Consider the following 19,249-nt stretch of genomic DNA (forward strand, 5'->3'; position numbering starts at 1 on the left):
GTGCGCGAGCATGCCCACAAGGACACCGGTTCACACCTCGACTGTCAACTGCATGTCCGGTATGTGGAAGATGTTTCACCTCATCCGGTTCATCTGACAGGCGAAAGGTTTGTTCAGGCGGCTCCCCGGACACATGGCGCACAACCGGGTGAACAAACCTCGCCGCGGACCCGTGATCTAAATGTGATCAGTTTCGCTTCGAGGTCTGCGTCGGAACGAGATCGAACGCCTGGACGTCCTCCTTCGCGAGGGGGTGGGCGTCTGACCTGGACCTCTTGGGCTGTCAGGGTTTATGCCGATTTGAACACTTTCCGCATAGCCTTGGTTCCGCAGAGTGAATAAGGGGCCCAATAGCAGATCTCGGCTTGACTGGCCCGGATCGGCACACTTGTAATTTCACTCGTGTCGTTCAGCCGACATCGGTAACGGCAGCATCACGGGGACGCGAAAGACAGACGAGGGGCGCACATGACCGAGCTGGTGCAGCAACTGCTGGTCGACGACGCGGACGAGGAACTCGGCTGGCAGGAGCGCGCGCTGTGCGCCCAGACCGACCCCGAGTCCTTCTTCCCGGAGAAGGGCGGCTCCACCCGCGAGGCCAAGAAGGTCTGCCTCGCCTGTGAAGTCCGCTCCGAGTGCCTCGAATACGCGCTCGCCAACGACGAACGGTTCGGCATCTGGGGCGGTCTGTCCGAGCGGGAACGGCGTCGCCTGAAGAAGGCCGCCGTCTGAAAAAGGCCGCACGGACGAGCGGACGCGGAACACCCGTCCCCACCCGCGGGAGCCACCGACCAAACGGCACACACGCTTACGTAAGGAACGGCCCGTCGCACGTGGGTTATCCACAGGCGGCGGGCCGCCGTCTTTCCCAGCCGTTAGTGTGGGCCCTCGTCCGAGACGTCCCGCTGTCCCCGCCGGACACAGACGTCCACCGCAGTCCATCGAACCGGGGCCCGTACCTCGATGTCCGTGCACAGCCTTTCGGCAGCCAGTAACGACGCCGCTGCCGCCCCAGAGTTCCCGCGCCACGTGGTGACCGCGGTGCTCGTCTCCCACGACGGCGCCCGCTGGCTGCCACAGGCGCTCGCCGGGCTGCTCGGCCAGGACCGCCCCGTGCAGAACGCGATGGCGGCCGACACCGGCAGCGCGGACGCATCCGCCCAGCTGCTCACCGAGGCGCTCGGCGACGACCGCGTGCTGCACCTGGCGCGGCGCACCGGCTTCGGCCAGGCCGTCGAGGAGGTGGCCCGCACCGCCCCCGAACTGACCCCGGACGACCTGCCCTACCTCAAGCGTCCGAGCGGCTGGGACCCCGTCACCCGCAGCTGGCGCGACGACACCTACGACCTGCCGGAGCTCCCGCACGGCGAGCCCGAGCAGTGGCTCTGGCTGCTGCACGACGACAGCGCCCCGGAACCCGACGCCCTGGCCCAGCTCCTGCGCGTCGTGGAGAACGAGCGGGAGCTCGGCCAGGACGTGGCCGTCGTCGGCCCCAAGCTCCGCGGCTGGTACGACCGCCGGCAGCTCCTCGAAGTCGGCGTCACCATCGCCAACTCGGGCCGCCGCTGGACCGGTCTGGACCGGCGCGAGCAGGACCAGGGCCAGCACGACCACGTCCACCCGGTGCTGTCCGTGTCCACCGCGGGCATGCTGATCCGCCGCGACGTCTTCGACGAGCTCGGCGGCTTCGACCGCCGACTGCCCCTCATGCGCGACGACGTCGACCTGTGCTGGCGCGCCCAGGCCGCCGGCCACCGGGTGCTCGTCGCCCCGGAGGCCGTCGTCCGGCACGCCGAGGCGGCCTCCCGCGAGCGCCGGGCCGTCGACTGCGTCGGCCGCACCGCCGCGTCCCCGCACAAGGTCGACAAAGCGGGCGCCGTCTACACCCTCCTCGTCAACGCCCGCACGGCACAGCTCCCCTGGATCCTGATCCGCCTGGTCCTCGGCACGGTGCTGCGCACCCTCGCCTACCTCGTGGGCAAGGTCCCCGGACAGGCCGTCGACGAGATCCGGGGTCTCCTCGGCACCCTGCTGCGCCCCGAGCGGATCATCGCCGGCCGGCGAAGGCGGGGCCGCCCGCAGGTCGACAAGGGTGAACTGCGGCCCCTGTTCCCGCCCGCGGGCGCCACCGTGCGGGCCACCATCGAGCAGGTCGCCGGCAACCTGATGAGCGACTCCGACCCCGACGCCGTCACCGGCGCCGGCCGGCACGGCGGCGCGGTCGAGTCCGGACCGGGCGGCGACGACGGCGACTTCCTGGAGATCGAGCAGTTCGCCCGGATCAAGCGCATCGCGCGCAACCCCGGCCCGATGCTGTTCCTGGTGCTCCTGTTCGTCTCGCTCCTCGCCTGCCGCGAACTGCTCGGCGGCGGAGCCCTCTCGGGCGGTGCGCTGCTGCCCGCCCCCTCCGACGCCTCCGACCTGTGGGCGCGTTATCTCGACGGCTGGCATCCGGTCGGCGCGGGCTCCACCGAGTCCGCCCCGCCCTACCTCGCGATCCTCGCGCTGCTGTCCTCCGCGCTCCTCGGCTCCACCGGGCTCGCGGTCACCGTCCTGCTCGTGGGATCGGTGCCACTGGCCGGCTTCGCCGCCTACTTCGCCTCGCGCCCCCTCGTGGAGTCCCGGCTCCTGCGTGCCTGGGCGTCCGTCGTCTACGCCTTCCTGCCCGCGGCCACCGGCGCGCTCGCCGGCGGCCGCATCGGCACCGCCGTCCTCGCGATCCTGCTGCCGCTCATCGCGCGCGCGGGCATCGCGGCGAGCGGCCTCGCGCACGGCTCCCGGGCCCGCGGCAGCTGGCGCGCGACCTGGGCGTACGCGCTGCTGCTGACGTTCACCACGGCGTTCACCCCCATCGTGTGGCCCATCGCGCTGGTCCTCGGCCTCGCCCTCCTCGCGGTGCGCCGCCGGGAGATCCCCGCCTACGGACCGCGTTTCCTTGCCCAGCTCGGCACCCCGCTGCTGGTCCTCGCCCCCTGGTCGCTGACCCTGCTGCCGTTCGGTTTCTTCCAGCAGGCCGGCCTGGACTACGGCACCGGCGCGGCCTCCGCGCTCGACCTGCTCAGCGCCAGTCCCGGCGGGCCGGGCACCGTCAGCGGACTGATGCTCTTCGGCATCGTGCTCGCCGCCCTGGCCGCGCTGCTGCGCTCCGAGCGCCAGGCGGCGATCCGGACGGCCTGGGTCGTCGCCGTCGCCGCACTCGTCTTCGCGGCCCTGTCCAACCGCTCCACCTGGGCCGGCCCCGCGACCCTCGTGTACGGCCTCGCCCTGCTGGCCGCCGCCGCCGTCGGCTCCGACGGGGCACGCGCGCGGGTCGCCGAGCAGAGCTTCGGCTGGCGCCAGCCGGTGGCCGCGCTCATCGCCTTCTCCTGCGCCGCGGGCCCGCTGCTCGTGGCCGCCGGATGGATCATCCGCGGTGCCGACGGACCCGTCGAGCGCCGCGACCCGGTGCAGGTGCCCGCGTTCGTCGCGGAGGAGAGCAACACCCGCGACCAGGCCCGCACGCTCGTCCTCGACAGCCGGTCGGCCGCCGACGTCGGCTACGTCCTCGTCCGCGGCTCCGGTGCCCGTCTCGGTGACGCCGAACTCGCCGCGGCCGGCGGCGAGAACAAGAAGCTCGACAAGGTCGTCGCCAACCTCGTGGCGGGCTCCGGCGCCGACCAGGCCGACCAGCTCGGCGGCTTCGCCGTGCGCTACGTCCTGGTCCGCAAGGGCGCGCCGCGCGAGGTGAGCCGCGTCCTGGACGCCACCACGGGCCTGTCCCGGCTGAGCCAGCAGGACGGCAGCGCCCTGTGGCGCGTCGACCAGCAGGTCTCACGCGCCGCGATCGTCTCCCCCTCCGGCGAGCCGGAGTCCCTCGCCGCCGGTCCCGTCGAGGTGCACACCACGATCCCCGCGGGGGACGCCGACCGCGTCCTGCGCCTGGCCGACAGCGTCGACGCCGGCTGGACGGCGACCCTGGACGGCAGGCCGCTCACCCGCACCACGGTCGACGGCTGGGCCCAGGGCTTCCAGCTCCCGTCCGCCGGCGGCAGGCTGGACGTCACGTTCGAGGCGCCGCTGAGCCACACGGCCTGGCTGTGGGCGCAGGGCGGCCTCGCCCTGGTCCTCGTGGTGCTCGCCCTGCCCGGGCGACGCCGGGACATCGACGACGACCTCCCCGAGGAGCAGCAGCCGGTGTCCGCCGAGGACATGACGGGCGACGGCCGCCGCGCCCGCCGGCTGCGCGCCCAGGCGGAGGCCGAGGCCGAGTCCGGGCAGCGTGAGGAGGAAGCGGAGTTCGACGACGGCTTCCCCGCGGACGCCGGCCCGGACGAGGGCGAGGACCAGGAGGCCCCGGCCGCCGCGGTCCCGCACCAGCAGGCGTACGGCGAATGGGACACCCCGAGCTACGCGAACGCCGAGTACGACAGCTACGGCGGCGAGGGGTACGAGGGGCAGCAGGGGTACCCGGCGGGCACCTACGACCAGCAGTCGTACCAGGCGGATCCGTATCAGGGCGGCCAGTACGACCCGTACGCCTACGGCGGCACGGCGGCGTACGACCAGAACTACGGCCAGGGCTACGACGCGAACGGCGGGCCCTTCGATTCCCGGGGCCAGGGCTACGAGACGGGCGAGCAGGGGTACGACCCGGCCTACGACCCCACCCGGCCCCCGCACGGCACCGACAGTGAGCGCCCCGACGGGAGCCATCAGTGAACCGCACCACCCTGTCCCTGATCGCGGCGGCGACCGCGCTCGCCGCCGTCACCGGGTTCGCGAGCCTCAAGTCGCCCGGATCCAGCGGCGGCAGCGTGTCCGCCACGGCCGCGCGGCTGCCCGTGGAGCGCACCAGCCTGCTCTGCCCGCAGCCGAGCACCTCCGACATCGCGGACACCGCGTACACGTCCTACACGCCTGTGGTGGAGGGCGTGAGCGGCAGCGGAAAGGCCCAACTCCAGGCCGCCGCCGAGGAGTCGGCCGAGGGCTCCGGAGCGGCCGACGGCAAGAAGAGCGGTGCCAAGTCCGCCAAGCCCGTCGTCCAGCCCAAGGAGCCCGGCAAGCCGGCGTCCGGTGACGCCTCGGGCGCCGACGCGCCCGCCCTCGTGGGCCTCGCGTCGGGCAAGTTCGCGCCCGGCTGGACGGTCCAGGAGACCACCGAGGTCGCCGCGGGCGCCGGGCGCGGTCTGCTCGGCACCAACTGCACCGCGCCCGACACCGAGTTCTGGTTCCCGGGCGTCAGCACCGCCGCGCAGCGCACCGATTACGTGCATCTGACGAACCCGGACGACGCCGCGGCGGTCGTCGACATCGATCTGTACGGCAAGGACGGCACGCTCAAGTCCACGGTGGCGGACGGGATCACGGTCCAGGCCCACGCCAGCGAGCCGATCCTGCTGAACACGCTGACCGGCGACCCGCAGGCCGACCTCACCGTGCACGTGAAGGTCCGCAGCGGGCGGGTCGGGGCGGCCGTGCAGGCACTCGACGCGAAGACCGGCGGCGACTGGCTGGCCGCCTCCGCCGACCCCTCGGGCAGTCTCGTCATGCCGGGCATCCCCAAGGACGCCACCTCCGTGCGCCTGGTCGCCTTCGCGCCCGGTGACACGGACGCCGACCTGAAGGTCCGCCTCGCCTCTCCCTCGGGGACGATCACCCCGGCGGGCAACGAGACGCTGCACGTGAAGGCCGGCATGACCGCCGCCGTCGACCTCGGGGACGTCACCCGCGGCGAGGCGGGCTCCCTGGTCCTCACCCCGACCGGTTCGTCCGCGCCGGTCGTCGCCGCCCTGCGGGTGGTCCGGGGCAAGGGCGCCGCTCAGGAGAGCGCGTTCATTCCGGCCACCGCTCCGGTCGGCGCGCGCGCGACGGTCGTCGACAACACCGCCAAGGGCTCCACGCTGGCCGTGACCGCCCCCGGCGAGGGAGCCACGGTCAAGGTCACCGCCTCCGCGGGCAGCGAGGGCGGCAAGGCCGTGTCGAAGACGTTCACCATCAAGGGCGGGACCACCCAGAACGTCGAGGCACCCGTCCCGAGCGGCCTCAAGGGCACGTACGCCCTGACCGTCGAAACGGTCTCCGGGGGCCCGGTCTACGCCTCCCGGATGCTCTCCGCCACCCAGGACGGCGTTCCGGCCTTCACCATCCAGAACCTCCCGGACGACCGCGGGACCGTCTCGGTGCCGGACGCCGAACAGGACCTCTCGGTGCTGCTGGAGCAGTGACGGGGGCCGGTGATCCGTCCGGGAGGCGACGCGTGTTCCCGGGCGGGTCTCAGTCCTCGCCGTAGCGCGGGTCGACCGTCTCCGGTGTCAGGCCCAGCAGTTCCGCGACCTGTTCCACGACGACCTCGTGCACCAGGGCGGCGCGTTCGTCGCGCCCCTTGGTGCGGATCTCGATGGGGCGGCGGTAGACGACCACGCGCGCGGGATGCCCGTCGCGGGCCGCGATCGTGCCGCCCAGCGGCACCGCCTCGTCGCTCCAGCCCTCGCCCGAGCGCTCCAGGCGCGGGACTTCGAGCACCATGAAGTCGATGTCCGCGAGCTGCGGCCAGCGTCGCTCCAGCCGCTCCACGGAGTCCTGCACGAGGTCCGCGAAGACCTCGGAACGGCTCGCGGCGAGCGGCACCTGGGGCGGCGCCACGGGGCCGCGCATGCCCCTGCCGTGGCGATCACGACGACGGGGACCGGCTGCTGCGGCACGGGGCGGTACGGGGTTGTCCATCACTGACGAAGAGTAGTCCCCGCCCGGCCCGGCCGCCCGGCCCCACGCGCCGGTCGCCGACGGGCTGGCGTACGGACGTCCCCGGCCCGGCCCGTGTTCCGGACGACGTCCGACGACCACTCCCGATCACGTCCGATGCCCACTCCAGTCAAGATTCGGATCGATTTCTTATCCCTCCAAGACCGTCTCTGACATGGCAATTGGCATGATTCGCACCAAGTGGTGACCGGATTCAGGTCTGTTCGGTATCTCGACACCCGATGTCCCCCCAGGTCAGGCTCCGATGCCCCGAAAGCGGTGTGGGGCGTCTCACAGCACGACACGGTGGGGTGACCTGGGGGAGAGTCGTCGCGGCCCGCTCAAGAGTGCGGTACCGTCCAACCTCGTGAGCCTTGTACGTCGCTGTTCGCGCACCGCTTGCGGCCGTCCCGCCGTCGCGACGCTGACGTACGTCTACGCCGACTCGACCGCGGTTCTCGGCCCGCTCGCCACCTACGCCGAACCCCACTGCTACGACCTGTGCGCCGAGCACTCCGAGCGCCTCACCGCGCCGCGCGGCTGGGAGGTCGTCCGCCTCGCCGACTCCTCCGGTCCCGCGCGGCCCAGCGGCGACGACCTGGAGGCCCTGGCGAACGCGGTGCGCGAGGCGGCCCGTCCCCAGAAGCGCGCGGCGGAGGCCGGTGGCAGCGCCCGCTCGGCCGACCCGATGGAGGTCGCACGCCGCGGCCACCTGCGGATCCTGCGCTCGCCGGAGAACTGAGCGCCGCTCATCAGGCCACGCGGTCCCGCCGCACTTCCGGTCACTCCCCGGCCCGCCGTTCCACCGTCCCGCCTGCCGTGCCCTCGTCGGGCGCCCATCCCGGACGAGTGAGGCCGCCGGGCCGCCGACGCCCAAGGTCCATCCGGCGGGCCTGACGGGCCTTCTGGCGGCCTCGCCGGTCGCCTGCCTCGCCCTACGGCGTACCGGCGGGCCGGACGCTTGCCAGTGCCGCGCCGGCACTTCGACGTCCTGGCCCGGTCGTTCGAGCGTGCCCGTCCGACGATCCGCGCGTCCAGGCCCTCGTCGTCGCCTCCGGTTCGAGCGCTCTCCTCGAAGACCCGCCCGCGAAATGGCCCTCGCCGCGGTCCAGTTCACCGCCTCGGACCACCTCTCCCCGCAACTCGCCGCCATCGGAGCCCCCTTGGCCGCTCCGGGACGCCGCCCGGAGCGGGCAGGCGCCCCGCTCGGGCCGGGAGCCGTCCGCCTTCGGCGCGGACGGGTAGTTTGGGGCGACCGACGTGGACTTCTGGAGGGTTGGCCGTGACTGCTGATCTGTCGCAGCTCGTTAAGGCGTACGACGTACGCGGAGTGGTCCCGGACCAGTGGGACGAGCCGCTCGCCGAACTGTTCGGCGCCGCCTTCGTCCAGGTGACCGGAGCGGACGCCATCGTGATCGGGCACGACATGCGGCCGTCGTCGCCCGGCCTCTCCCGCGCCTTCGCGCGCGGTGCCGCGGCGCGCGGGGTCGACGTGACCGAGATCGGCCTGTGCTCCACCGACCAGCTCTACTACGCCTCGGGCGCGCTCGGCCTGCCGGGCGCCATGTTCACCGCCTCGCACAATCCGGCCCAGTACAACGGCATCAAGATGTGCCGGGCGGGCGCGGCCCCCGTCGGCCAGGACACCGGCCTCTCCGAGATCCGCCGGCTCGCCGAGACCTGGCTCGACTCCGGTGCCCCGGCCTCGGACGCCACGCCCGGAACGATCACCCGCCGGGACACGTTGGAGGATTACGCGGCCTACCTCCGCTCGCTCGTCGACCTGACCTCGATCCGCCCCCTGAAGGTCGTCGTCGACGCGGGCAACGGCATGGGCGGGCACACCGTGCCGACGGTGTTCTCCGGCCTGCCGCTGGAGCTCGTCCCGATGTACTTCGAACTGGACGGCACCTTCCCGAACCACGAGGCCAACCCGCTCGACCCGGCGAACATCGTCGACCTCCAGAAGCGTGTCCGCGAGGAGGGCGCCGACCTGGGCCTCGCCTTCGACGGCGACGCCGACCGCTGCTTCGTCGTCGACGAGCGGGGCGAGCCGGTCTCCCCGTCCGCGATCACCGCGCTGGTCGCCGCCCGCGAACTGGACAAGCAGGGCGGCGGCGTGGTCATCCACAACCTCATCACCTCCCTGTCGGTCCCGGAGGTCGTCCTGGAGCACGGCGGCACCCCGGTCCGCACGCGCGTCGGCCACTCCTTCATCAAGGCCGAGATGGCCTCCTCCGGCGCGATCTTCGGCGGCGAGCACTCCGCGCACTACTACTTCCGCGACTTCTGGAACGCCGACACCGGCATGCTGGCCGCCCTGCACGTCCTCGCCGCCCTCGGCGGCCAGGACGGCCCGCTCTCCGGGCTCGTCGCGGAGTACGACCGGTACGTGGGCTCCGGCGAGATCAACTCCACGGTGGACGACCAGGCGGCCCGCCTCGCCGCCGTCCGGGCCGCCTACGAGGGCCGCGAGGGTGTCGTCATCGACGAGCTCGACGGCCTGACGGTCACCCTCGGGGACACCTGGTTCAACGTCCGCCCCTCGAACACCGAGCCCCTGCTGCGCCTCAACGCGGAGGCCCCCGACGAGGCGACGATGGCCAAGCTCCGCGACGAGGTCCTGAAACTCATCAGATCCTGAACCCCCCGCCCCCCCCGGACGAACCGGACCGCCGGCCGCAGCCCGGTCGCGCACCTACCGGTCGTGCCCGGCCGAAGTGGACGCACGGCGAGGCGCGGCAGCCGGCCCGCGCCGCGAGCGGGGTGTCGTCCCGGGCCTGCGGCGACGACACCGAGCCCAGGGCACCGACCCCTGGGGCGAGCGCCGGGCACCGACTCCGGGGCCGGGCACCGACTCCGGGTGCGAGCACCGACTCCGGGTACGGACACCGGGCCCGGCATCGAAACCGGGGCGAGCGTCGACGCCGGGGGCGAGCACCGCACCGGGGAAGCACCGCGCAGCGGGCCGGCGTCGTGTTCGCGTGCCGGTCCCGGCGGTGGGCGGCGGTGCGCCCGGACGGGCCCGGTACCTGCGGGGACGCCGGTCGCCGAGGCCCGTACCCCCGCTCCGCGCGCCTCACGAACCGTGGGCGCGCCCCGGCACCGGGCTTCCCGCAGCGGTACCCTGACCAGGCCGCATCCACCGTTTCGGAAGGACACCCCATGCCGCTCGAAGCCGGCCTCCTGGAGATCCTCGCCTGCCCGGCCTGCCATGCCCCGATCAAGGAGCAGGAGACCGAGCTGATCTGCACGGGAGCGGACTGCGGGCTCGCCTACCCGGTCCGCGACGGCATCCCCGTACTCCTGGTCGACGAGGCCCGGCGCCCCGCGTAACCGACGCATCCGCCTCGCGCCCGGCGGCGCCGCGACCGCCGCGCACGAGGTGACAGCGGCGCCGTCCCCGCCCCCGGCGGGTCGACGGCGTGCCCGGCACGACGACGAGCCACGACACCCGACGACGAGCGACGGCACCGCCGCCCGCACGGACGACGGCGACGCGGCTGTCCCGACCGGCGACCGGCGCACGCCCGGCCGGCACCCGGTCCGACCCAGCGCCGCTCGGCACCTCCCGCGAGCGACCCCGTGCAAGCGACCCCGGCGGCTCACGCGCAAGCGCCCCGGCGATCGGAGGCTACCGACCCCATGCTCGACGAATCGCTCCTCGACGATCCCGACGCGCTCACCCGGGCCGACCGGCGGGCCCTGCTCCGCGGCGCCGCCGAGGCCGGTGCCCGGGTCCGCACCGCGGTCCGGCACGCCACCGAGGCCGGCATCTCCGAACTGAAGCCCGACGGCCGCCCACGCGCCGTCCTCATCGCGGGCCCCGGCATGGCCGCCACCGGCGTCGCCGAACTGCTCGGCACCCTCGCCGGAGCGAGCTGCCCCCTCACCCGGCTGACCCCCACGGGCGTCGCCCCCGCCGGAGGCGCCCTGCGCTGGGACCTGCCCGGCTGGGCCGGCCCGGTCGACCTCCTGCTGATCGCCACCCCCGACGGCAGCGAACCCGGCCTGGAACTGCTCATCGAGCAGGCCTACCGGCGCGGCAGCACCGTCGCCGCCGTCGCCCCCGCCGGCTCCCCGATGGCCGAGTGGGTGGAAGGCAGCCACGGTCTCTTCGTCCCGATGGCGACCGCCCCGTACGAGCAGGAGGAGCCCCTGGGCGCCTCCGCGCCCGGCGTGCTCTGGGCGCTGCTCACCCCGCTGCTCGCCCTCCTGGACCGCACCGGCCTGGTCTCCGCCCCGCCCCAGGCGCTGCAGAAGGTCGCCGACCGCCTCGACCGCGTCGCCGAGCGCTGCGGCCCCGCCATCGCGGCCTACCACAACCCCGCCAAGACGCTCGCCGTCGAACTGGCCGAGGCGCTCCCGGTGATCTGGACGGAGGGCACCTCCGCGGGCCCGGCCGGCCGCCGCTTCACCGCCGCGCTCGCCGAACTCGCCGGCCGCCCCGCGCTCACCGCCGAACTGCCCGAGGCCCTCGCCTCGCACAGCGTGCTGCTCGCGGGCGCGCTCGCCGCCGGCGCGGACCCCGACGACTTCTTCCGGGACCGCGTCGAGGAGGCGCAGGCCCTGCACGCGCGCGTGGTGCTGCTCCGCGACCGTCCCATCGGCGGGATCAGCGCCGCCCCCGCCGCCCGCGAACTCGCCCTCAGCCACGACACCGCGATCAGCGAGCTCGAACCCGAGGAGGGCGGCGAACTGGAAACCCTCGCCGAGCTGATCGCCATCACGGATTTCGCCGCCGTTTACCTGGCGCTCGCCTCGGGGGCCTGATCTTGGGCGGGACCCCGCGCCCGGCGCGCCGCACCGGCGGACCCCGCGCCAGGCTCCCCTGACACCACGCTCCCGATCGGCGCCCGCCCCCGGCGGGCCGCGCAGCGCACGTATGGAGAAGAAGACACCGATGGACCGCCTCGACAACACCGTCCGCCCCTACGCCTGGGGTTCGACCACCGCCATCCCCGAGCTGCTCGGCGTGGAGCCGACCGGCGAACCGCAGGCGGAGATGTGGATGGGCGCCCACCCGGGCGCACCCTCGCGCACCGGGCGCGGTCCGCTGAACGAGGTCGTCGCCGAGGATCCGGAGCGGGAACTCGGCCGCGCCGCCGTCGCCAGGTTCGGCCCCCGGCTCCCGTTCCTGCTGAAGCTCCTCGCCGCGGGCGCCCCCCTCTCCCTCCAGGTGCACCCCGACCTCGAACAGGCGCGGGAGGGCTACGAGGACGAGGAGCGCCGCGGCGTGCCGATCGACGCCCCGCACCGCAACTACAAGGACGCCAACCACAAGCCCGAACTCATCTGCGCCCTCACCGAGTTCGACGGCCTGTGCGGCTTCCGCGCCCCCGAGGAGGCCGCCGACCTCCTCGCCGCCCTCGACGTCGACTCCCTCAAGCCGTACGTCGACCTGCTGCGCGCCCACCCGGAGGAGGCGGCGCTGCGCGAGGTCCTCACGGCGGTGCTGAGCGCCGACCCGGACGACATGGCCCGTACGGTCGCCGAGACCACGGCCGCCTGCGCCCGCCTCGGCGGCGACTACGCCCCGTACGCCGGCCTCGCGCACCACTACCCGGGCGACCCCGGCGTCATCGCCGCGATGCTCCTCAACCACGTGCGGCTCCAGCCCGGCGAAGCCCTCTACCTCGGCGCCGGCATCCCGCACGCCTACCTGAACGGCCTCGGCGTCGAGATCATGGCCAACAGCGACAACGTCCTGCGCTGCGGGCTGACCCCCAAGCACGTCGACGTCCCCGAACTCCTGCGCGTGGTCCGCTTCGAGGCGGCCGACGCGGGTGTCCTGCGACCGGAGGCGTCCCCCGACGGCGAGGAGGTCTACGCGACCCCCATCGACGAGTTCCGCCTCTCCCGGTACGTCGTCGCCGAGGGCGCCGATCCGCGGGACCTCACCCGCGAGACCCCGCAGATCCTGCTCTGCACCTCGGGTTCCGTGCGCGCCGACGGCATCGACCTGACCCCCGGCACCTCGGTCTTCGTACCGGCCGGCGAAAAGGCCGAAGTGTCCGGGTCCGGCACGATCTTCCGTGCGACAGTTGTCGCCTGACGGGACGACGGCCGGGACCTGAGGCGCGTCACCGGCGGACCGGGCTGCAAGAATGGCCCACCGCAAAGGGTGGGCAAAGCCGGGACCGGGCGGGGTACGAGGTACGAACGGGTCCGGACGCGTACGAAGGGACAGCAGGAGCAGATGAGCGCTTCAGGCGGCACCAAAGCGATCGTGGCGGCACTCGGCGCCAACCTCGCGATCGCGGCATCGAAGTTCGTGGCGTTCGCGTTCAGCGGCTCCTCCTCGATGCTCGCCGAGGGCGTCCACTCGCTCGCCGACTCCGGCAACCAGGCACTGCTGCTGATCGGCGGCAAGAAGGCCCAGCGCGAGGCGACCCCGCAGCACCCCTTCGGCTACGGTCGCGAGCGCTACATCTACGCCTTCCTCGTCTCGATCGTCCTGTTCTCCGTCGGCGGCATGTTCGCCGTCTACGAGGGCTACGAGAAGATCAAGCACCCGCACGAGATCGAGCACTGGTACTGGCCGGTCGGCGTCCTGGTGTTCGCGATCATCGCCGAGGGCTTCTCCTTCCGTACGGCCATCAAGGAGTCCAACGAGCTGCGCGGCTCGCACTCCTGGTCCCAGTTCATCCGCCGCGCCAAGGCCCCCGAACTGCCGGTGGTCCTCCTGGAGGACTTCGGCGCGCTCATCGGCCTGGTCCTCGCGCTCGGCGGCGTCGGCCTCGCCCTGCTCACCGGCGACGGCGTCTGGGACGGCATCGGCACGGTCTGCATCGGTGTCCTGCTCATCCTGATCGCCCTCGTGCTCGCCGCCGAGACCAAGTCGCTCCTGCTGGGCGAGTCGGCGGGCCCGGAGGAGACCGCGAAGATCGAGGCGGCGATGGTCGACGGCGACACCGTCACCGGCATCATCCACATGCGCACGCTCCACCTCGGCCCGGAGGAACTGCTCGTCGCCGCCAAGATCGCAGTCCAGCACGACGACACCGCCACCGAGGTGGCCAGGGCGATCGACGCCGCCGAGGCCCGCATCCGCGCCGCCGTTCCGATCGCCCGGGTGATCTACCTGGAGCCGGACATCTACAGCGACGCCGAGGCCGCCAAGGGCCCGGACCCCACCGCGACCCCCGGCGGACCGACGCCGGCCGGCCACTGACCCCACCGCTCGTCCCGCCGCCGGGGCCCGCCCGACAACTCGGACGGGCCCCGGCGGCGTTCCCGCGTCCGGTGTCCGTCCGCTCCGTCCCCCACCTGCTCCCGGCCCTCGAATCCGGCCGGTGGGGGCCCGTTTGTCCGGAGGTGGACTGGGGAGCAGGAGCTCCACCGGTGTAGCTTGGTGACTGAGCCAGACGTCGCTGCTGATGGCGGTCGGGCGGTCCCACCGCGGACCGGCCGAGGGAGAGAGGGCCTCCGACGGACTGCGCTGCGCGCACCGGGCACACCTGTGCCCTGCCGGTACACGTCCGTGCCCTGGTCGGGCACGCGTTCGTGCCGCCGCCGCGCAGAACAGCCCTACCCACCTCGCCCCGATTCCGAGGAGCAGCTCGTCATGACGACTGTCGACAGCCGACAGGACTTCAAGGTCGCCGACCTCTCCCTGGCCGACTTCGGCCGCAAGGAGATCACCCTCGCCGAGCACGAGATGCCTGGCCTGATGTCGATCCGCAAGGAGTACGCCGAGGCGCAGCCCCTCGCGGGCGCCCGCGTCACCGGCTCCCTGCACATGACGGTGCAGACCGCCGTCCTCATCGAGACCCTGGTCGCCCTCGGCGCCGAGGTCCGCTGGGCCTCCTGCAACATCTTCTCCACCCAGGACCACGCAGCCGCCGCCATCGCGGTCGGCCCGAACGGCACGCCCGACAACCCGCAGGGCGTCCCGGTCTTCGCCTGGAAGGGCGAGACCCTGGAGGAGTACTGGTGGTGCACGGAGCAGGCGCTGACCTGGCCGAACACCCCCACCGGCGGCCCGAACATGATCCTGGACGACGGTGGTGACGCCACCCTCCTCGTCCACAACGGTGTCCAGTACGAGAAGGACGGCAAGGTCCCCTCGGTCGACACGGCCGAGAACGACGAGCACCGCGTCATCCTCGAACTCCTCAACCGCACGATCTCCAACGGTTCGCAGAAGTGGACCCAGCTCGCCTCGGAGATCCGCGGCGTGACCGAGGAGACCACGACCGGCGTCCACCGCCTGTACGAGATGTACCGCGACGGCACCCTGCTGTTCCCGGCGATCAACGTGAACGACGCCGTCACCAAGTCGAAGTTCGACAACAAGTACGGCTGCCGCCACTCCCTGATCGACGGCATCAACCGCGCCACCGACACCCTGATCGGCGGCAAGACCGCCGTCGTCTGCGGCTACGGCGACGTGGGCAAGGGCTGCGCGGAGTCCCTGCGCGGCCAGGGCGCCCGCGTGATCATCACCGAGATCGACCCGATCTGCGCCCTGCAGGCGGCGATGGACGGCTACCAGGTCACGACCCTCGACGAGGTCATCGACAAGGCCGACATCTTCGTCACCACGACGGGCAACAAGGACATCATCATGGCCTCGGACATGGCCAAGATGAAGCACCAGGCGATCGTCGGCAACATCGGTCACTTCGACAACGAGATCGACATGGCCGGCCTCGCGAAGATCCCCGGCATCGTCAAGGACGAGGTCAAGCCCCAGGTCCACACCTGGAAGTTCCCCGACGGCAAGGTCATCATCGTGCTGTCGGAGGGCCGCCTGCTGAACCTGGGCAACGCCACCGGCCACCCGTCGTTCGTGATGTCCAACTCGTTCGCGGACCAGACCCTGGCCCAGATCGAGCTGTTCACCAAGCCCGAGGAGTACCCGACCGACGTCTACGTGCTGCCCAAGCACCTCGACGAGAAGGTCGCCCGTCTCCACCTCGACGCGCTCGGCGTGAAGCTGACGACGCTCCGCCCCGAGCAGGCCTCATACATCGGTGTCGAGGTCGAGGGCCCGTACAAGTCGGACCACTACCGCTACTGAGCACGCCCGCCGAGCAGCGGTACCACCGCTCGGCGTCCGGATGTCAGCAGGCCCTCGCCGTCCCGGCGGGGGCCTGTCCCCGATGAGGACCTGAACGCCCATGCCCCGCGGCCGCTATTCGCTCCACGATCCCCACGATCACACCCCTCTCGCAGACGAACACTTCAACTGCGCGCCCGGCCCCTCCGGCTGGCGCTACGTCTCCCGGCTCACGGCTCCCTCCGGCACGACGCCCGACGGCCTGCCCGAGCCCGCGACGACCACGGTCACCGGCTCCGTCGACCTCGCCCTCGACGATCTCGGCCGCCCCATCCGCCTCGAACTGCAGGCGGCCGGCTGGCAGGTGCGGGGCGCCGCCCTCGACGGCGTGACCTGGGTCCGCACCGACCCCACCGGGACCGAGGCCACCGAAGGCAACGTGCCCGCCCACGCCTTCACCGGCACCTCTCCCGCCTTCCTCGTCGCCACCGCCCGTCTCCTTCGCCTCACCCCTTCCACCACCCCCTCGGCGACCCGCGTCCGGCTCGTCGCCTTCACCGACCCGGTCCTCGCCCCGCGCACCCTCGACCAGTCCTGGGCCTTGATCGCAAGCGAAACACACGCCACTGACAACGGACCGCTGACCGTGGACGAATACCAGGTCACAGCCATGGACACGGGGGAACAGCACGCCGTGCACATCGCCGGCGACGTGGTGCTCGCCGCCCCCGGCATCGAACTGGAGCACCTCGAATCACCGCCGTCGGTGTTCACCTGACGGCGGTGCCGATCCCGCGGCGAGGGCGACCGGAGGTAGGGGCGACTACGCGGGCGGAGCGAAGCCCGTCGACGGACGCTCGTCGCGGTCGGCCTGCTCGACCGGGGCTGCCGGAGCGGCGGGAGGGACCGGAGCCGGGGACGGCTGCGGGGGCGTGACCGCGTACCCGGCGGAGGCCGGCGGAGTGGACCGGGCCCCCGGCCCCGGATAGAACGGCTGACCGGCAGAGGCACCGGGGGAGTGGGGATGACCCGCAGGCGCGCCCGGCTGGACGGAGTAGCCCGGGTACGCACCGGAGTGAAGGGGACGACCCGCGGGTGCGGCGGGCTGGAACGGCTGACCGGCAGGGCCGCCGGGCTGCGGGTAGAAGTAGCCACCGGGTACGGGGGACGGGAAGCCGTTCGGCGCGGCACCGAACGTCCGCCGGACCTCGCGGGTCTGCCGCTCGTGCACGACGGCCGCCAGATACGCGCCCGCCGGCACACCCTGCGGCGCCGGAGCCCCCGTACGGGTGGCGAGGTCCATCGCGAGCCGTTCCGCCATCGCCCCGCCGACCGCCGGATCCAGTTGCCGCATCCGCGTCAGGTACTGGCGGATCGCCAGCCACAGCTCGTCCGGCACGGCGGACAGGTCGAGCTCCGCGAACCGCCCCGCCAGCCAGGGCGGCGGCGCGGGAACGTACGGCATACGTCCCACCGGAATCCGCTCCCGCACCACGAGAGTCCCCGCGAACACGTCACCGAGCCGCCGCCCGCGCTCCGACACCAGCGAAGCGATGCAGGCGACGATCCCAAACGTCATCAGAATCTCGACCACCCCGACGGCACCGCGCACCAGCGCGTGCCGGAACCGGATCGGCCCGCCGTCGTCCCGCACCACCCGCAGTCCGCACGCCAGCTTCCCCAGCGAACGCCCGTGACTGAGCGTCTCCACGGCGATCGGACCACCGACCAGCACCAGCAGGAAACTCGCGATCGAGACCGCGATCTGCGCCGCGTCGTCCAGCGTGGCGGTCGCGGCGACCAGACCGATGGTTACGACGATGTAGACCGCCACCACCACGACCAGGTCGAGCACCACGGCCAGCGCCCGGCTCGGCAGTTTCGCGGGCCGCAGCTCCAGTGCCACCGCCTCGCCCGTCACCAACTCACTCACGCGCGCCGTCCTTCCCCTGACCTGCCCCGACAACCGCCAGTCTGCCAAGCTGAGGGCGCATCGCGCCCCAGTAGGACAAGCTGACATCCACGACGAGCCCCAGATGCGCAGCGAGGAGCAGGCAAACCGATGGACCTCGACGTCTTCGTCTCCGCCCACCGAGCCGAGTGGGACAGACTCGACGCCCTGCTGCGCCGCCAACGCCGCCTGACCGGGGCCGAGGCCGACGAACTGGTCACCCTGTACCAGCGGACGGCCACCCATCTCTCGCTGATCCAGTCCAGTGCCCCCGACCCCCAGCTCACCGGACGTCTCAGCCAACTCGTCGCCCGCGCGCGCGGTGCCGTGACAGGCACCCGCCGGGCCTCGTGGCGCGACGTCACCCGCTTCCTCACCCAGGGATTTCCCGCCGCCGTCTACCGCTCCCGCCACTGGTGGGTACCCACGGCGCTCCTGTCCACGGTCATAGCCGCCCTCCTCGGGTGGTGGATCGGCACGCACCCCGAGGTCCAGGCCGCCATCGCCGCGCCCGACGAGCTGCGCTCCCTGACCCGCCCCGGCGGCGAGTACGAGACCTATTACTCCAGTCATCCCGCCGCCGCCTTCGCCGCCCAGGTGTGGACGAACAACGCCGAGGCCGCCGCCCTGTGTCTGGTGCTGGGCGTCTTCCTGGGCCTGCCGGTTCTCTGGATCCTCTTCCAGAACATGCTCAACCTGGGCGTCGGCATCGGCTTGATGTCCTCGGCCGGCCGCCTCGACACCTTCCTCGGACTCGTCCTCCCGCACGGTCTGCTGGAACTGACCGCCGTCTTCGTCGCCGCGGGGACGGGGCTGAAGCTGGGCTGGACCGTGATCGACCCGGGCCCGCGATCCCGTCGAACGGCTCTCGCGGAGGAGGGGCGCGCCGCGCTCGGCATGGCGATAGGACTGGCGCTGGTCCTCTTCGTCTCGGGTGCCATCGAAGGCTTCGTCACGCCGTCGGGCCTGCCGACCTGGGCCCGCATCGCCATCGGAATCGCCGCTGAACTGGCCTTCCTCACCTACGTCTATGTCCTCGGGGGACGAGCGGCACGCTCCGGGGAGACCGGAGACGTCACCGCGTCCGAACGCAGCGCCACTCTGCCGACGGCCGCCTGATGTGCGTGGGCCCCGGGTGACCTGCTAGCCTTCTCGATACCCCAGAAAACCCGTTGACACGGGCCGTACGGGGAGGTAGATTCGAACAGTTGCCTAGAACTGGACGCATCCGGTGGCAGCGGTTACAGTCTGCTCGCTTCTCAAAGCAATCGACACGTCGATTCAGAAGAAGCCCCTCCTGATGATTCAGAAATGGCTGCCGGTCAATCCGGCCCGCAGATTCTGATAAAGTCGGAGCCGCTGAAAAGGAAAACGCGAGAGCGGATTACCTTGAAAGCACCGAGGAAATCGGGCCCGAAAGGATCTGATAGAGTCGGACTCGCCGGAAAGGGAAACGCGAAAGCGGAAACCTGGAAAGCGCCGAGGAAATCGGATACGGAAACGGTCTGATAGAGTCGGAAACGCAAGACCGAAGGGAAGCGCCCGGAGGAAAGCCCGAGAGGGTGAGTACAAAG

The 19,249-nt window shown here is 72.4% G+C and carries 14 protein-coding genes; 12 read left to right on the top strand and 2 right to left on the bottom strand.

Features of this window, described 5'->3' with window-relative positions; translation table 11 throughout:
• Positions 1 to 468: 468 nt before the first annotated feature.
• The 3 genes from ACFYYF_RS37705 to ACFYYF_RS37715 all read left to right on the top strand — a co-directional run bounded on the left by ACFYYF_RS37705 (position 469) and on the right by ACFYYF_RS37715 (position 6,203).
• Positions 469 to 732, top strand: coding sequence for a WhiB family transcriptional regulator (locus tag ACFYYF_RS37705; RefSeq protein WP_003975777.1), 264 nt, complete (start codon positions 469 to 471; stop codon positions 730 to 732).
• A 231-nt stretch (positions 733 to 963) separates the two neighbouring features.
• A complete protein-coding gene (locus ACFYYF_RS37710; RefSeq protein ID WP_388783073.1) occupies positions 964 to 4,698 on the top strand; it encodes a glycosyltransferase in 3,735 nt (1,244 codons plus the stop codon).
• Positions 4,695 to 6,203: a DUF5719 family protein gene (locus tag ACFYYF_RS37715; RefSeq protein WP_388783075.1), complete on the top strand. Its 1,509-nt coding sequence runs from the start codon at positions 4,695 to 4,697 to the stop codon at positions 6,201 to 6,203. The genes ACFYYF_RS37710 and ACFYYF_RS37715 overlap by 4 nt, the downstream gene beginning before the upstream one ends.
• A 49-nt stretch (positions 6,204 to 6,252) precedes the next feature.
• On the opposite strand, the gene ACFYYF_RS37720 is transcribed toward ACFYYF_RS37715, so the two are convergent.
• On the bottom strand, positions 6,253 to 6,702 hold the full coding sequence (locus ACFYYF_RS37720) for a metallopeptidase family protein (RefSeq protein WP_361692831.1): 450 nt from the start codon (positions 6,700 to 6,702) through the stop codon (positions 6,253 to 6,255).
• A gap of 283 nt (positions 6,703 to 6,985) precedes the next feature.
• Here ACFYYF_RS37720 and ACFYYF_RS37725 point away from each other — a divergent pair, with 283 nt between their 5' ends.
• The 8 genes from ACFYYF_RS37725 to ACFYYF_RS37760 all read left to right on the top strand — a co-directional run bounded on the left by ACFYYF_RS37725 (position 6,986) and on the right by ACFYYF_RS37760 (position 16,502).
• On the top strand, positions 6,986 to 7,462 hold the full coding sequence (locus ACFYYF_RS37725) for a DUF3499 domain-containing protein (RefSeq protein WP_361692802.1): 477 nt from the start codon (positions 6,986 to 6,988) through the stop codon (positions 7,460 to 7,462).
• A gap of 540 nt (positions 7,463 to 8,002) precedes the next feature.
• Positions 8,003 to 9,364: a phosphomannomutase/phosphoglucomutase gene (locus ACFYYF_RS37730; protein WP_388783078.1), complete on the top strand. Its 1,362-nt coding sequence runs from the start codon at positions 8,003 to 8,005 to the stop codon at positions 9,362 to 9,364.
• Positions 9,365 to 9,885: 521 nt separating this feature from the next.
• Positions 9,886 to 10,056 (top strand): Trm112 family protein, encoded by a 171-nt coding sequence (locus ACFYYF_RS37735; RefSeq protein ID WP_355767387.1) that lies wholly within the window; start codon positions 9,886 to 9,888, stop codon positions 10,054 to 10,056.
• A gap of 309 nt (positions 10,057 to 10,365) precedes the next feature.
• Positions 10,366 to 11,493, top strand: coding sequence for an SIS domain-containing protein (locus tag ACFYYF_RS37740; RefSeq protein ID WP_388783081.1), 1,128 nt, complete (start codon positions 10,366 to 10,368; stop codon positions 11,491 to 11,493).
• A 130-nt stretch (positions 11,494 to 11,623) separates the two neighbouring features.
• Positions 11,624 to 12,775 (top strand): mannose-6-phosphate isomerase, class I, encoded by a 1,152-nt coding sequence (gene manA / locus ACFYYF_RS37745; protein WP_361692811.1) that lies wholly within the window; start codon positions 11,624 to 11,626, stop codon positions 12,773 to 12,775.
• A gap of 144 nt (positions 12,776 to 12,919) precedes the next feature.
• Positions 12,920 to 13,894, top strand: a complete 975-nt coding sequence (locus ACFYYF_RS37750; protein ID WP_388783085.1) for a cation diffusion facilitator family transporter — start codon at positions 12,920 to 12,922, stop codon at positions 13,892 to 13,894.
• Between the two features lie 393 nt (positions 13,895 to 14,287).
• Positions 14,288 to 15,745 carry an adenosylhomocysteinase gene (gene ahcY / locus ACFYYF_RS37755; protein ID WP_361692817.1) on the top strand — a complete coding sequence of 486 codons (1,458 nt, stop codon included), beginning with the start codon at positions 14,288 to 14,290 and terminating at the stop codon, positions 15,743 to 15,745.
• A 100-nt stretch (positions 15,746 to 15,845) separates the two neighbouring features.
• Complete coding sequence (locus ACFYYF_RS37760; protein WP_388783089.1) at positions 15,846 to 16,502, top strand: hypothetical protein; 657 nt, start codon at positions 15,846 to 15,848, stop codon at positions 16,500 to 16,502.
• A 45-nt stretch (positions 16,503 to 16,547) separates the two neighbouring features.
• Here the strand turns inward: ACFYYF_RS37760 and ACFYYF_RS37765 are convergent, their stop codons facing one another.
• The gene (locus tag ACFYYF_RS37765) at positions 16,548 to 17,657 is read right to left on the bottom strand and encodes an RDD family protein (protein ID WP_388783092.1); all 1,110 of its coding nucleotides are present in this window, start codon (positions 17,655 to 17,657) and stop codon (positions 16,548 to 16,550) included.
• A gap of 129 nt (positions 17,658 to 17,786) precedes the next feature.
• Between ACFYYF_RS37765 and ACFYYF_RS37770 the strand changes: the two genes are divergently transcribed.
• Positions 17,787 to 18,794: a stage II sporulation protein M gene (locus ACFYYF_RS37770; protein WP_365495267.1), complete on the top strand. Its 1,008-nt coding sequence runs from the start codon at positions 17,787 to 17,789 to the stop codon at positions 18,792 to 18,794.
• Positions 18,795 to 19,249 lie beyond the last annotated feature (455 nt).

The organism is Streptomyces sp. NPDC001914, assembly GCF_042891215.1.
GTDB lineage: Bacteria > Actinomycetota > Actinomycetes > Streptomycetales > Streptomycetaceae > Streptomyces.